The sequence below is a fragment of the Streptomyces sp. Alt3 genome (assembly GCF_030719215.1).
Taxonomy (GTDB): domain Bacteria; phylum Actinomycetota; class Actinomycetes; order Streptomycetales; family Streptomycetaceae; genus Streptomyces; species Streptomyces glycanivorans.
This window is the reverse complement of the sequence record NZ_CP120983.1, coordinates 4,125,527-4,139,967: the sequence shown is the minus strand read 5'-3', so window position 1 is coordinate 4,139,967 and position 14,441 is coordinate 4,125,527. Positions and strand designations below refer to the sequence as shown.

General features: G+C 68.0%; 11 protein-coding genes and 1 tRNA gene. 2 read left to right on the top strand and 10 right to left on the bottom strand.

Features of this window, described 5'->3' with window-relative positions:
* Positions 1-90: 90 nt before the first annotated feature.
* Entirely contained in the window at positions 91-225 is a 135-nt protein-coding gene (locus P8A20_RS18205; protein WP_003958712.1) for a DLW-39 family protein, read from the bottom strand.
* Between the two features lie 281 nt (positions 226-506).
* On the opposite strand from P8A20_RS18205, the gene P8A20_RS18200 reads away from it, so the two are divergent.
* Positions 507-866, top strand: coding sequence for a DUF6344 domain-containing protein (locus P8A20_RS18200; RefSeq protein WP_147958579.1), 360 nt, complete (start codon positions 507-509; stop codon positions 864-866).
* Positions 867-1,161: 295 nt separating this feature from the next.
* Here the strand turns inward: P8A20_RS18200 and P8A20_RS18195 are convergent.
* The 9 genes from P8A20_RS18195 to dnaA all read right to left on the bottom strand — a co-directional run bounded on the left by P8A20_RS18195 (position 1,162) and on the right by dnaA (position 13,911).
* Positions 1,162-1,238 (bottom strand) — tRNA-Ile (locus P8A20_RS18195).
* Positions 1,239-1,309: 71 nt separating this feature from the next.
* Positions 1,310-1,903, bottom strand: coding sequence for a DUF3566 domain-containing protein (locus P8A20_RS18190; RefSeq protein ID WP_147958578.1), 594 nt, complete (start codon positions 1,901-1,903; stop codon positions 1,310-1,312).
* 93 nt (positions 1,904-1,996) lie between these two features.
* A complete protein-coding gene (gene gyrA / locus P8A20_RS18185; protein ID WP_306103870.1) occupies positions 1,997-4,624 on the bottom strand; it encodes a DNA gyrase subunit A in 2,628 nt (875 codons plus the stop codon).
* Between the two features lie 46 nt (positions 4,625-4,670).
* Positions 4,671-6,740: a DNA topoisomerase (ATP-hydrolyzing) subunit B gene (gene gyrB / locus P8A20_RS18180; protein ID WP_147958576.1), complete on the bottom strand. Its 2,070-nt coding sequence runs from the start codon at positions 6,738-6,740 to the stop codon at positions 4,671-4,673.
* A 401-nt stretch (positions 6,741-7,141) separates the two neighbouring features.
* Complete coding sequence (locus P8A20_RS18175) at positions 7,142-7,693, bottom strand: DciA family protein (RefSeq protein WP_147958575.1); 552 nt, start codon at positions 7,691-7,693, stop codon at positions 7,142-7,144.
* A complete protein-coding gene (gene recF, locus P8A20_RS18170) occupies positions 7,690-8,820 on the bottom strand; it encodes a DNA replication/repair protein RecF (RefSeq protein ID WP_147958574.1) in 1,131 nt (376 codons plus the stop codon). Before recF ends, P8A20_RS18175 begins: the two co-directional genes overlap by 4 nt.
* An 87-nt stretch (positions 8,821-8,907) precedes the next feature.
* Positions 8,908-9,786 carry a phosphogluconate dehydrogenase (NAD(+)-dependent, decarboxylating) gene (gene gnd, locus P8A20_RS18165; RefSeq protein ID WP_014155225.1) on the bottom strand — a complete coding sequence of 293 codons (879 nt, stop codon included), beginning with the start codon at positions 9,784-9,786 and terminating at the stop codon, positions 8,908-8,910.
* 144 nt (positions 9,787-9,930) lie between these two features.
* A complete protein-coding gene (dnaN, locus tag P8A20_RS18160) occupies positions 9,931-11,061 on the bottom strand; it encodes a DNA polymerase III subunit beta (RefSeq protein ID WP_203187768.1) in 1,131 nt (376 codons plus the stop codon).
* Positions 11,062-12,132: 1,071 nt separating this feature from the next.
* Positions 12,133-13,911 (bottom strand): chromosomal replication initiator protein DnaA, encoded by a 1,779-nt coding sequence (dnaA, locus tag P8A20_RS18155; protein ID WP_306103869.1) that lies wholly within the window; start codon positions 13,909-13,911, stop codon positions 12,133-12,135.
* A gap of 381 nt (positions 13,912-14,292) precedes the next feature.
* Between dnaA and rpmH the strand changes: the two genes are divergently transcribed.
* A complete protein-coding gene (rpmH, locus tag P8A20_RS18150; RefSeq protein ID WP_014047156.1) occupies positions 14,293-14,430 on the top strand; it encodes a 50S ribosomal protein L34 in 138 nt (45 codons plus the stop codon).
* Positions 14,431-14,441 lie beyond the last annotated feature (11 nt).

The following is a 14,441-nucleotide window of genomic DNA, read 5'->3' as shown; positions in this document are numbered from 1 at the left end:
AATCAAGGGACAGGGGTGACGCCACTGGCGCCCGGGCAGCAGAAAGCCCCGGCCGCTCGGCGGCCGGGGCTTCTAGCAGACTGTTCCGTCTCACACACCTGAACCTGCGGGCACGGAGTCGGTCGCCTCCGTCCACAGATCCTGCTCGGCGCGATCCGCCTGGATCTGGCGGTACACGAGGAGCCCGCCGATGGCGGCCAGTGCGACCAGGAGAAGCTTCTTCACCGCGCGACCTCGTCTTTCCTTGACGTAAGGGACTTCTGCCGCCCGACTATACACACCGGCCGATACCGATCGGTGACCTCCCCGGAACCCGGCCGCCACCCGCTCCGAGCCCCCGCCGGAGCCTCACACCACACCACTGAGCAGCTTTTCGAACCGGTTGAACCATACGAGTGGTGTTCATCAGAAGATCGGCGAACCGGGGGCGTCGGTCCCGGTTTCCGTCGGCCGGATCCACATCATCGGAAAGGTAAGCAAACCGGACCACCTGAAAGCGAGGGGCCATGAGCGCCTTCAAGGTCAAGAGCATCTGGACCGCCTTCGTCACCGCCTTCTTCGCGATTCTCGCGTCGCTGGGTCTCGCCACCGCCCAGGCCACGGCCGCGGAGCCCACGGTCACGAGCCACGAGCACACGGCCGCGAACCCGGCAACCGCGACGACGCCGACGGTGCGGTGGACCCTTCCGCGTGACAGGGCGCTGCCACCCACGATGAAGCAGCGCATCCGGGCCGAGGCTCACGGCTCCTCACCCGCCACCCGCCAGCTGTCGGCCGACTCCACGGACGCCACGCACGCGACGGACAACACCCGCTCCGCCCACAGCGCCTCACCCGCCGGGGACTCGGCCCCGCTGCCGCCCTGAGGACACCGAGAACGCCACCCAGGCCCCTGGTCCGGTTCACACCGGCGGGGGCCTTTTCCATGCCCCCGCACGGACAGCTGCCGAAACGCGGCCCCGAGGGCATGCGGTACACCCGGAACAGGGCCGGCAATTCGCACCTCGCACGGCAGGCGGCCGGTGGACGACCGGCAGCCGACAGCGGTCGGACAAGGAAAGCCGTGGCGACCCACATGCCGGCCCGCGCCGTCAGTGCCAAGTCCCGCTCGCGGCCGCATACGCAGAAGGCCCCCACCGTCTCCGGTGGGGGCCTTCTCGCTGGTGGGGCTAACAGGATTTGAACCTGTGGCCTCATCCTTATCAGGGATGCGCTCTAACCAACTGAGCTATAGCCCCGCCGCGCTGCTGCGCTGACTTCTGAAGATTAGCGCACGTCGGGGCCAGTCCCAAAATCGATACCCGGCGTCCTACTCGTCCTCGGCCAGCGTGAGCTCCACGCCACCCACGAAGCCGGCCGACAAGTTGTAGATGAAGGCGCCCAGCGTCGCCAGCGCGGTGGCCAGCACCACATCGATCACCGCGATGACCGAGGTGAAGATGAGCACGCGCGGCAGCGACAGGAACGACTGCAGATCGAAGCCGTTGCTCTCGTTCGAGCCGGTGGCCTCGCTGATCGTGCCGCCCACGGTGGAGAAGACGCCCATCGCGTCCATCACCATCCACAGGACCGCGGCCGCGACCACCGTGCAGATGCCGAGGGCGATGGAGAGCAGGAAGCTCACCTTCATCACCGACCACGGATCGGCCTTGGCGACCCGCAGACGCGCCTTACGGGTACGCGGAGTGGTCCGCGCCCCTGTGCGGGGCAGCCGGGTCGCCTGCCCGCCGCCTGTGGCGCCCTGTGTACCGCCCTGCGTGCCTCCGCCCTGCGTACCGCCCGCAGGGGACGAGTACGCCTGGGGCGGGTGGTAGGGCCCCGCCTGACCCGAAGCGGGCTCACGCTCACCGGGCAGAGGCCCGGTCGCGTACCCCTCGTACTGAGGTCCCCGAGTGTCCGTCACAGTTCCCCCTTGGGAGTCCGTGGCAGGGCCACGGGCGCCGTTCGCGCCTGCTCCGGAAGCGGCCGAACCTGCGCCCGTGGCTCCACTCACGCTCTACTCCTCGTGCTCCCCGGCCGAAGGCGCCGTGCCCTCGACTGTGCCCTCGACCACGGTCTCGGCATGAGCCTCGCCCGTGGCGCCTTCGGCCTCATCGGTCCCGTCGACCTCTTCGGCCTCACGACCGGCCTCGGCGTTGCGCGCGATGCCGACGACGGCATCCCGCTTGCCCAGATTGATCAGTTGGACGCCCATGGTGTCACGGCCCGTCTCCCTGACTTCATTGACTCGCGTACGAATCACACCGCCACCGAGCGTGATGGCGAGGATCTCGTCCGCCTCCTCCACCACCAGCGCACCGACGAGGGAACCGCGGTCCTCGACGATCTTGGCGGCCTTGATGCCGAGACCACCACGACCCTGGACGCGGTATTCGTCGACCGCGGTCCGCTTCGCGTAACCACCGTCGGTGGCAGTGAACACGAACGTACCGGGCCGGACAACATTCATCGAGAGCAGTTCATCGCCCTCGCGGAAACTCATGCCCTTCACGCCCGAGGTGGCACGGCCCATCGGGCGCAGCGCCTCGTCGGTCGCGGTGAACCTGATCGACTGGGCCTTCCTGCTGATGAGCAGCAGATCGTCCTCGGCCGACACCAGTTCCGCACCGATCAGCTCGTCGTCCGCGCCGCTCTCCGTCTCCCGGAGGTTGATCGCGATGACGCCGCCGGAGCGGGGTGAGTCGTAGTCCTTCAGCGAGGTCTTCTTCACCAGACCGCCCTTGGTCGCCAGGACCAGGTAGGGCGCGGCGTCGTAGTCGCGGATCGCCAGGATCTGCGCGATCTGCTCGTCCGGCTGGAACGCCAGGAGGTTCGCGACGTGCTGGCCACGCGCGTCCCGGCCGGCGTCCGGCAGCTCGTAGGCCTTGGCCCGGTAGACCCGGCCCTTGTTCGTGAAGAACAGCAGCCAGTGGTGCGTCGTCGACACGAAGAAGTGGTCGACGATGTCGTCTTCCCTGAGCTTCGTGCCACGCACGCCCTTGCCGCCGCGCTTCTGCGAACGGTAGTCGTCCGTCTTGGTGCGCTTGACGTAACCGCCGCGGGAGATCGTGACGACGATGTCCTCCTCGGCGATGAGGTCCTCGATGGACATGTCGCCGTCGAAGGGCACCAGCTTGGAGCGCCGGTCGTCGCCGAACTTGTCGACGATCGCGGCCAGTTCCTCGCTGACGATCTGACGCTGCTTCGCGGGGGAGGCCAGGATCTCGTTGTACTCGTTGATCTTCGCCTGGAGTTCGTCGTGCTCGGCGGTGATCTTCTGGTGCTCCAGCGCGGCCAGGCGGCGCAGCTGCATCTCCAGGATCGCGTTCGCCTGGATCTCGTCGATCTCGAGCAGGCCCATCAGGCCCTCACGCGCGATCTCCACGGTGTTGCTGCGGCGGATGAGCGCGATGACCTCTTCGATCGCGTTCAGCGCCTTGAGCAGGCCTCGCAGGATGTGCGCCCGCTCCTCGGCCTTGCGCAACCGGAACCGCGTGCGCCGGACGATGACCTCGATCTGGTGCGTCACCCAGTGGCGGATGAACGCGTCGATCGACAGCGTGCGCGGCACCCCGTCGACGAGCGCCAGCATGTTCGCGCCGAAGTTCGACTGAAGATCGGTGTGCTTGTAGAGGTTGTTCAGCACGACCTTGGCGACCGCGTCGCGCTTCAGCACGACGACCAGGCGCTGCCCCGTGCGCGAGGACGTCTCGTCCCGGACGTCCGCGATCCCGCCGACCTTGCCGTCCTTGACCAGGTCGGCGATCTTCTGCGCGAGGTTGTCGGGGTTGGTCTGGAACGGCAGCTCGGTGACGACCAGGCACTGGCGGCCCTGGATCTCCTCGACCGCGACGACCGCACGCATCGTGATGGAGCCGCGCCCTGTGCGGTACGCCTCCTCGATGCCCTTGCGGCCCACGACCAGCGCGCCGGTGGGGAAGTCGGGGCCCTTGATGCGCTCGATCAGCGCGTCCAGCAGCTCCTCGTGCGAGGCCTCGGGGTTCTCCAGGTACCACTGGGCGCCGGCGGCGACCTCGCGCAGGTTGTGCGGCGGGATGTTGGTCGCCATACCGACGGCGATGCCTGCGGAGCCGTTGACCAGGAGGTTCGGGAAGCGCGCCGGCAGGACCGTCGGCTCCTGGTTGCGGCCGTCGTAGTTGTCCTGGAAGTCGACGGTCTCCTCGTCGATGTCCCGGACCATCTCCATGGACAGCGGCATCATCTTGCACTCGGTGTACCGCATGGCGGCGGCCGGGTCGTTGCCCGGGGAACCGAAGTTGCCGTTGGAGTCCACCAGCGGCATCCGCAGCGACCACGGCTGCGCGAGGCGCACCAGGGCGTCGTAGATGGAGGAGTCGCCGTGCGGGTGGTACGTACCCATGACGTCACCGACGACGCGGGCGCACTTGTAGAACCCCTTCTCGGGGCGGTAGCCGCCGTCGTACATCGCGTACAGCACCCGGCGGTGGACGGGCTTCAGGCCGTCCCGTACGTCGGGCAGCGCACGCGACACGATGACGGACATCGCGTAGTCGAGGTAGGAGCGCTGCATCTCCGTCTCGAGCCCCACGGGCTCGACACGCATGCCCACGCCCGGGACGGTGGGCTCCTCTTCGGGCATCACAGGGGTGTTCTCGTCGGCCATTGCTGGTCAAAGTCCTTTCGCACTGCGGCTTGCTTGTACGGCCGACTCAGATGTCGAGGAAGCGGACGTCCTTGGCGTTGCGCTGGATGAAGGAGCGGCGCGCCTCGACGTCCTCGCCCATCAGCACCGAGAACAGGTCGTCGGCCTGCGCCGCGTCGTCCAGCGTGACCTGGCCGAGCACACGGTGGTCGATGTCCATCGTGGTGACGCGCAGCTCCTCGGCGTTCATCTCGCCGAGCCCCTTGAAGCGCTGGATCGAGTCTTCCTTGATCCGCTTGCCGTTCTGCTTGCCGAGCGCCACGAGCGCGTCGCGCTCACGGTCCGAGTACGCGTACTCGAAGTCGTCCCGGCCCCACTTGATCTTGTAGAGCGGCGGGCGCGAGAGGTAGACGTTGCCCTGCTCCACCAGCGGCCGCATGAAGCGGAAGAGGAAGGTGAGCAGCAGAGTGTTGATGTGCTGACCGTCGACGTCGGCGTCCGCCATCAGAATGATCTTGTGATAGCGGAGCTTCTCGATGTCGAAGTCCTCGTGGACCCCGGTACCGAAGGCCGAGATCAGCGCCTGGACCTCGGTGTTCTGCAGGATCTTGTCGATCCGGGCCTTCTCGACGTTCAGGATCTTGCCGCGGATGGGCAGGATCGCCTGGTACATCGGGTTGCGGCCGGACTTCGCCGAACCGCCGGCGGAGTCACCCTCGACGATGAAGATCTCGCACTTCGTCGGGTCGTTGGACTGGCAGTCGCTCAGCTTGCCGGGCAGCGAGGCGCTCTCGAGGAGCCCCTTGCGCCGGGTGAGGTCACGCGCCTTGCGGGCCGCGACACGAGCCGTCGAGGCCGCGATGCCCTTGCGGATGATGTCGGCGGCCTCGTTCGGGTTCCGGTCGAACCAGTCCGTCAGCTGCTCGTGGACGACCTTCTGGACGAAGGTCTTCGCCTCGGTGTTGCCCAGCTTGGTCTTCGTCTGACCCTCGAACTGCGGCTCGCCCAGCTTCACCGAGATGATCGCCGTCAGGCCCTCGCGGACGTCCTCACCGGTGAGGTTGTCGTCCTTCTCGCGCAGCAGCTTCTTGTCGCGCGCGTAGCGGTTGACCAGCGAGGTCAGCGCCGCACGGAAGCCTTCCTCGTGCGTACCGCCCTCATGCGTGTGGATCGCGTTGGCGAAGGAGTAGACCCCCTCGGTGTACTGCGTGTTCCACTGCATGGCGATCTCGGCCGAGAGGAGCCGGTCCTTGTCCTCGGCCTCGATGTCGATCACCGACTGGTGAATGAGCTCTCCCTTGCGGGAGTTGAGGTACTTGACGAAGTCGACGATGCCGTTCTCGTAGTGGTACGTGACCGTGCGGGTCGACTCCTCGTCGGGGACGTCGACCACCTCGGCGCTGTCCGCGCCCGCCGTGGCCTTCGCCTCCTCGCGCTCGTCGGTGAGCTTGAGGGTGAGTCCCTTGTTGAGGAACGCCATCTCCTGGAAGCGCCGCGAGAGCGTCTCGAAGGAGTAGTCGGTGGTCTCGAAGACGTCGCCGTCCGCCCAGAAGGTGACGCTGGTACCCGTCTCCTCCGTGGCCTCGTGACGGGCCAGCGGAGCGGTCGGCACACCGAGCTTGTAGTCCTGGGTCCAGCGGTAGCCGTCCGTCTTGACCTCGACGGAGACTCGCGTGGACAGGGCGTTGACGACGGACACGCCGACGCCGTGCAGACCGCCGGAGACGGCGTAGCCGCCGCCGCCGAACTTGCCGCCTGCGTGCAGGACGGTGAGCACGACCTCCACGGCCGGCTTGCCCTCGGACGGCACGATGCCGACCGGGATGCCGCGGCCGTTGTCGACCACACGCACCCCGCCGTCGGCGAAGATCGTGACGTCGATGGTGTCCGCGTGCCCGGCCATCGCCTCGTCGACCGAGTTGTCGACAACCTCTTGCACGAGGTGGTGGAGACCGCGCTCACCGGTCGACCCGATGTACATGCCGGGTCGCTTGCGGACCGCGTCCAGGCCTTCGAGCACGGTGATCGCGCTGGCGTCGTACGAGGCGGTGACCTCGCCGGGCTCACCGGCTGTGGACGGGATGTTCTCGTTGGGGTTGCCGGAATCGGCCACGAAGCGCCCTTTCTGGCACAGCACAGGCCGTTCTCCGGCAGGCGGGAGCGGCTGCGTCGTTCGGCTTGTATCGACGACTCCCGCGAGGAAGCGGGATTGTCCACCAGTCTACCGGTAGCGCTGACATGAATGGGGGTTTGCCGGTGCCTGAGTACGCATGTGCCGCCCTGAATGAGCGGCTGACGACTCCCCATATTCAGACAGGGCCCCCGGAGGGCTCACGAGGGCTTTGTGCGCTTCGGGCTGTCAACCTCCCACTACGGTGAGGGACGCTTCACTTTTCATGCACATCACAAAGCGGGGCATAGCCGCACAGACCAGAAACACCGGGTGGTCGGCGAATCAGGACAGAAGCGGGTGAGCCGTCTTCCGTCCGCCCCGGCCCCGCGCGGGCCACGAGCGCCACGGATCCAGGAAAGCCCTGCTCAGCCGTAGGTGTCGCCGGGTCCTCTGCTCCCCGGAGTACGGAGAGGGCCGAATCTGCGCTGCGGACCGCCCGGACCGAGAACCTTGATCATCCGCACGGTGCCGTGCCCCAGATCCGTGTTCAGCCGGGCCACCAGTTGCGGCGCGAGCAGCCGGAGCTGCGTCGCCCAGGCCGTCGAATCGCATTGCACGGTCAGAACCCGCTCGGCCGGATCCTCGTCGTACCGCACGGGCACGCAGTGATTGGCCAGGTCGTCACCGACGATCTGCGGCCATCTGCCCATCACACCGCCGACGGCCGCCGGGGTCTCCCAGCCCCGCTCGGTGATCAGCCGGTTGATGGCCGAGCCCAGGGCCAGCGGATCGCGGCCGTCGGACCGGGCACCCGATCGCAGACCGCCCCCGCGTCTGGCCTGGTTCTTCTGCTGCGCTGCCGCGCCCCGGGCACGGGCCTGCTCCTTGGCGGCACGCAATGCCACACGCGCCAGATCCACACCCGAGACCTCCGGCTGCTTCGCCGGGCCCTGCTGAGCGCCGTCCTCACCGCTCACAGCCGCTCCACCTCCCCGGCGGAGACCGCGTACCGCGCTCCGGCGAGCACACCCGGGACGTCGTCGTCCACAGCCGCCGTCACCAGCACCTGCTCGCCAGGGGCAACCAACTCCGCCAGCCGCTCGCGCCGGCGCGCGTCCAGCTCGGCGAACACGTCGTCGAGCACCAGAACGGGCTCGTTGCCCTCCGTGCGGAGCAGATCGTACGAGGCCAGCCTCAGCGCCAGGGCGTACGACCAGGACTCGCCGTGGCTCGCGTAGCCCTTCGCCGGCATCCCGCGCAGCCCCAGCACCAGGTCGTCACGATGCGGTCCGACCAGGGTCACCCCTCGCTCGATCTCCTGCTTACGCGCCTGGACGAGAGCAGCCATCACCTGCTCGTACAGCTCCTCGCGGGTGCGCGCCGGCTCCACGTCGGAACCGACCGAGCTGCGGTACTCCAATGTCACGGGCCCGCCGCCCGGGGCGACGTCCGCGTACGCCTTGTCCGCCAGCGGCTGCAAGGTCGCGATGAGATCCAGCCGCTGCGCCAGCAGCTCCGCCCCCACCCGGCCCAGATGCTGGTCCCAGACGTCGAGCGTGGACAGGTCCATCGACCGGCCGCCGTGTCTGCGGGCCATGGCGGCGGACTTCAGCAGGGTGTTGCGCTGCTTCAGCACCCGCTCGTAGTCGGAGCGGACCCCGGCCATCCGGGGGGAACGCGCGGTGATCAGCTCGTCGAGAAAGCGCCGCCGCTCGCCCGGATCCCCCTTCACCAGGGCCAGGTCCTCCGGGGCGAAGAGCACCGTCCGTACTATCCCCAGGACATCACGCGGCCTGACCTGCGACGACCTGTTGATACGGGCCCGATTCGCGCGGCCCGGGTTGAGCTCGAGCTCGATCAGCTGTGACCGCTCGCCCTGGGTGACCGCGGCTCTTACGACAGCGCGCTCAGCGCCCATCCGCACCAGGGGGGCGTCGGACGACACCCGGTGGCTGCCGAGAGTGGCGAGATAGCCGACCGCCTCCACGAGGTTGGTCTTCCCCTGGCCGTTGGCCCCCACGAACGCGGTGACGCCCGGGTCGAGAGGGACCTCGACCCGGGCGTACGAACGGAAGTCGGCCAGCGAGAGATGCGTGACGTGCATGGTCGCCGACCCTTCCGACTGCTTGCTCTGCTGTGTTCAGCTGTGCCGCGGGCGGGCTGCTGCCCGCGGCCCCGCTCCCGTGCGGTCCTACTTCTTGTTCTCGACCGCGTGACCGCCGAACTGGTTGCGCAGCGCGGCGATCATCTTCATCTGCGGCGAGTCGTCCTGCCGCGACGCGAAGCGCGCGAACAGGGACGCGGTGATCGCGGGCAGCGGCACGGCGTTGTCGATGGCGGCCTCGACCGTCCACCGGCCCTCGCCGGAGTCCGCGGCGAAGCCACGGAGCTGGTCGAGGTGCTCGTCGTCGTCCAGCGCGTTGACCGCCAGGTCGAGCAGCCAGGAACGGATGACCGTGCCCTCCTGCCAGGAACGGAAGACCTCGCGCACGTCGGTGACCGAGTCGACCTTCTCCAGGAGCTCCCAGCCCTCGGCGTAGGCCTGCATCATCGCGTACTCGATGCCGTTGTGAACCATCTTGGCGAAGTGGCCGGCGCCGACCTTGCCCGCGTGGACGGAACCGAAGTCGCCCTCGGGCTTGAGGGCGTCGAAGATCGGCTGGACCTTGGCGACGTTCTCCTCGGTGCCGCCGTACATCAGGGCGTAGCCGTTCTCGAGGCCCCAGACACCGCCGGAGACACCGCAGTCGACGAAGCCGATGTCCTTGATGCCCAGCTCGACCGCGTGCTTCTCGTCGTCGGTCCAGCGGGAGTTGCCGCCGTCCACGACGACGTCGCCCGGGGACAGCAGATCGGCCAGCTCGTCGATGGTCGACTGCGTCGCGGCGCCCGCCGGGACCATGACCCACACGACGCGCGGACCCTTGAGCTTGCCCACAAGCTCTTCGAGGCTGTGGACATCGGCGACGTCCGGGTTGCGGTCGTAACCGATGACCGTGTGCCCTGCGCGGCGGATGCGCTCGCGCATGTTGCCGCCCATCTTGCCGAGGCCGACGAGACCGAGCTCCATCAGAGATTCCTTAAGCGTTGTGCCGATTCGTACCCAGGCCCGAGCCTACGCCCGGGCCGGGCAGCACGGCGGGGTGCAGCACGGTGAGCCCACTCGGCGCTGAGCCTGCCCGCCGGAAACTGCCATGACAGCAAGCACGCCGGATCAGCCGGAGAGGCGGACCGGCATGATCAGGTACTTGTACGCGTCGTCCGCCTCGGCGTCGACGGCAGGCCGGCCGCTGAGCAGCGCGGGCTTGGTCGACGTCGTGAAGGAGAGCTGAGCGACCGGGGAGTCGATCGCGCTGAGCCCGTCCAGCAGGAAGGTCGGGTTGAAGGCGATCGAGATGTCGTCGCCGTCGAGCACGGCGTCGACACGCTCCACAGCCTGTGCGTCGTCGCTGGATCCGGCCTCGAGGATCAGCACACCCTGCTCGAAGCTGAGCCGCACCGGGGTGTTGCGCTCGGCGACGAGGGCCACGCGCTTGACGGCCTCGACGAACGGGGCGGTCTCGATGACCGCGACCGAGTTGAACTCGGTCGGGAAGAGCGTCCGGTACTTCGGGAGGTCACCCTCGAGCAGCCGCGTGGTCGTCCGGCGGCCGGCGCCCTCGAAACCGATGAGCCCCTCGCCCGCACCTGAGCCGGACAGCGCCAGCGTCACAGTGTCGCCGCTGGTCAGGGCCTTGGCCGTGTCCAGAAGGGTCTTGGCGGGCACCAGAGCGACGGCCGAGGCGTCGGGGTTCTCCGGCTTCCACAGGAACTCACGGACGGCGAAGCGGTAGCGGTCGGTCGACGCGAGGGTGACGGTGTCGCCCTCGATCTCGATCCGGACACCGGTCAGGACGGGCAGGGTGTCGTCGCGGCCGGCCGCGATGGCGACCTGCGCCGCCGCGGAGGCGAAGACCTCACCGGGGACGGTGCCCGTGGCCGTCGGCATCTGGGGAAGCGCCGGGTACTCCTCCACAGGCAGTGTGTGGAGTGTGAACCGGGAGGAGCCACAGACCACCGTGGCCCGTACACCGTCCGTGGAAATCTCCACCGGCCGGTTCGGCAGGGCGCGGCAGATGTCGGCGAGCAGGCGGCCGGAGACGAGGACCGTCCCGTCCTCCTCGATCTCGGCGTCCACCGAGACCTTGGCCGAGACCTCGTAGTCGAAGCTCGAGAAGCTGAGGGCTCCGTCCTCAGCCTTCAGGAGAAGGCCCGCGAGAACGGGCGCCGGCGGACGGGCCGGGAGGCTACGGGCCACCCAGGCCACCGCCTCCGCGAGTACATCGCGCTCCACCCGGATCTTCACCGGAACCGCCTCCTGCTGTTGCTCGCTCGCCCTGCTGGCCTTCGTCGTCTGAACGGGGCTCCCTGCCGAGAGGCTGGGGGAGACCGCCGGGGTCCAGTCTGACGTACGGCACCGACACTCGTTGCTGCTCGGGGTCAAGTCGTGCCAAGAGGCGTGCCGAGGTCGCCGCTCGAGTTGTGCACAGGCCCTGCTTCGAAGCTGATTCCTGGCTAACTCTGAGTGGTAGTAGTAGTAGGCCCTGTGGAAACCGTGGATAACGTCATCTGCGCAGGTCAGCAGCGGTTTTTTGTCCACCGCCCCTGTGGGTGACACCGGTGGACAACCATGCGTTTCTGTGGACACGCGAAAGTTCTGCACACCCGATGCACAGGGCGGGGTGACTTCTCCCCAGGGCTGTCCCCAGCTTTACCCCCGTTCCCCACAGCTCAATCCGACCTCCTGGTGTGACGCCTTTCACTCGCGGCAGTGAAAGCGGGTGTTGGGTTGCCGAACAGTGGACAGGGGTGTGGAGAAGCTGGGGACAACGACGGCATGCCTGTGGGTCGCCGGTGGACAACATCGTCGAGCGCCTGTGGACGAAAATTCTGTCCACAGGCTGTGGATCATCGTTGGCCACAAATCCCCAGGCATGTGACCTGGCCTGATGGAGTATCGACAGCAGGCCCTGTGGACGCAATCTGGACAACTTCACAGTCCCCAGGCTGTGGACGCCAGATTCTGGCTTCTTCTGTGGAGAAGCGCTCGTCAGGGGCCTGTATTCGAACACTCCACATGGATCGAGCGGTCTCGCGGGCCGTCGCCCAACGCGGCAAAGTGCTGCGCGGAGGGCCTCGGAGGCCGTCGGAGGCTGCCGTGGGAGCACGTCCGGGCGGGCTCAGGAGCGTTCCAGGACAAGGCTCCGGGGACGCCCGGGGCCGGTGCGCCGCTGCGGGAGAGCTCACCGCTGAGGGATGTCCGCGGGCGGCCCCGGGCGCCGGTTCCGTGGGCTGCACGCGAAGAAGGGCGCCTCACGAGGACGTCGTACGGTCCTCGTGAGGCGCCCTGGGCGCGGCGTGCTGCTGATCCGGAGCTTCAGCCGTTCTTGATTCGGTTGGTGAGCTCGGTGACCTGGTTGTAGATGGAGCGCCTCTCCGCCATCAGCGCGCGGATCTTCCGGTCGGCGTGCATCACCGTGGTGTGGTCGCGCCCGCCGAACTGGGCACCGATCTTGGGCAGGGAGAGATCCGTCAGCTCGCGGCAGAGATACATGGCGATCTGGCGCGCGGTCACCAGGACGCGGCTGCGGGAGGATCCGCAGAGATCTTCCACTGTCAGCCCGAAGTAGTCCGCGGTCGCCGCCATGATGGCCGGCGCGGTGATCTCGGGAGCCGAGTCCTCGCCGCCCGGGATCAGGTCCTTGAGCACGATCTCGGTCAGACCGAGGTCCACGGGCTGCCGGTTCAGGCTCGCGAAGGCCGTCACACGGATGAGAGCGCCCTCCAGCTCACGGATGTTGCGCGAGATCCGCGAGGCGATGAACTCGAGCACCTCCGGCGGGGCGTTGAGCTGTTCCTGCACGGCCTTCTTGCGGAGGATCGCGATACGGGTCTCCAGCTCGGGCGGCTGGACGTCCGTGGTGAGGCCCCACTCGAACCGGTTGCGCAGCCGGTCCTCGAGCGTCACCAGCTGCTTGGGCGGACGGTCCGAGGACAGGACGATCTGCTTGTTGGCGTTGTGGAGCGTGTTGAAGGTGTGGAAGAACTCCTCCTGCGTCGACTCCTTGCTCGCCAGGAACTGGATGTCGTCGACCAGGAGGATGTCCACGTCGCGGTACCGCTTGCGGAAGGTGTCTCCCTTTCCGTCGCGGATCGAGTTGATGAACTCGTTGGTGAACTCCTCGGAGCTCACGTACCGCACCCGGGTGCCGGGGTAGAGGCTCCGCGCGTAGTGCCCGATGGCGTGCAGGAGGTGGGTCTTGCCCAGTCCCGACTCCCCGTAGATGAAGAGGGGGTTGTACGCCTTCGCGGGAGCCTCGGCGACGGCGACGGCCGCCGCGTGCGCGAAGCGGTTGGAGGCGCCGATGACGAAGGTGTCGAAGAGGTACTTCGGGTTCAGTCGGGCGTGCGGTTCCCCGGTTCCGGGCGGTGGCGCGGACTGGGTGCCCATGGGGCCTCCGCCGGCCCTCCCGGTGCCGGGAGGGCCCTGGCGGTGTTGGGGCTGCTGGTCCTGCAGATCGTGACGGTCCCGGCTGTCCCGCTGCGGCTCGTAGCCCTGGTGTTCGGGCGGCTGCGGACGGTAGTCGTGCTGCGGCTGCTGCGGGCGCGCGTAGGGATCACGTTCCTGATACCCGCCGTGCCGGGGCTGCCAGGAGAGGTCCTCCTGAGCTCGGGGCCAGGCGCCGGGCTCAGGGCGGTGCTGCTGGTAGTCGGGGTAGGCGGGGCGGGCCGTGGGCATGCCGTCGTCGGAGGGCCGGGGGCCGTAGCTGTCGTACCCGTCGTTGCGCGGGGGCTCGTCGTGCCGCGGTCCTTGGTAGCGGTGCGACTGCTGCCCCTGGGGGGGCTGGTGCATCGGGGGCGCCGGCGGGGCGGGAGGCTCGCCCGCCGAATCGTCGACGGTGATTGCGATCCTGATCGGGCGCCCGCACTCACGGGTGAGGGTCTCGCTGATCAGCGGTGCGAGCCGGCCCTCCAGGACACGCTTGCCCCACTCGTTGGGTACGGCCAGCAGCGCGGTGTCGGCGACGAGTGCCAGCGGCTGGCAGCGCTCGATCCACTGCTTGTCCTTCGGCTCGATGCCCTGCTGGCCCTCCCCGAGGAGTTGCTCCAGCACTCGCGGCCACACTGCGGCAAGATCGGCAGGTACATCAGCCACAAGGCACGCTCTCTCGCATGTCCCACGAATGTGTGCTTCTCGGGACGGGATGGGTCGGGTCGGGTGAGGCCCGGCAGGCAGGAAGGAAAAGAACCGGAGTTCAGCCACGGTAGTCAGGCCGACCCGCGCGGTTCAAGTTGTTGTCCACAGGCTGTGTACAGCAGGGGGTGCTGCGGAGCCGGTTTGACCGGATGGCGTAGCCGCGCGTACCGTGACCAGGTCGAGTTGTCGATGGCTGCTGCCGCCTGCCTCCGATGGGCAAACATCACGATCTGTGATTGTGAAGCGGTGCACTAAGGCGTTTACGCGAGTTCCTCGTGGGCGCACGGTGACAGCCAGGCGATGTCCCGCCAACACACGAATCATTTCTGGAGCCCCCGAGTGAGCAAGCGCACCTTCCAGCCGAACAATCGTCGTCGCGCCAAGACCCATGGCTTCCGACTGCGTATGCGTACCCGTGCCGGCCGCGCGATTCTCGCGAACCGCCGTGGCAAGGGTCGCGCAAACCTGTCCGCCTGATCGCGGTCAGG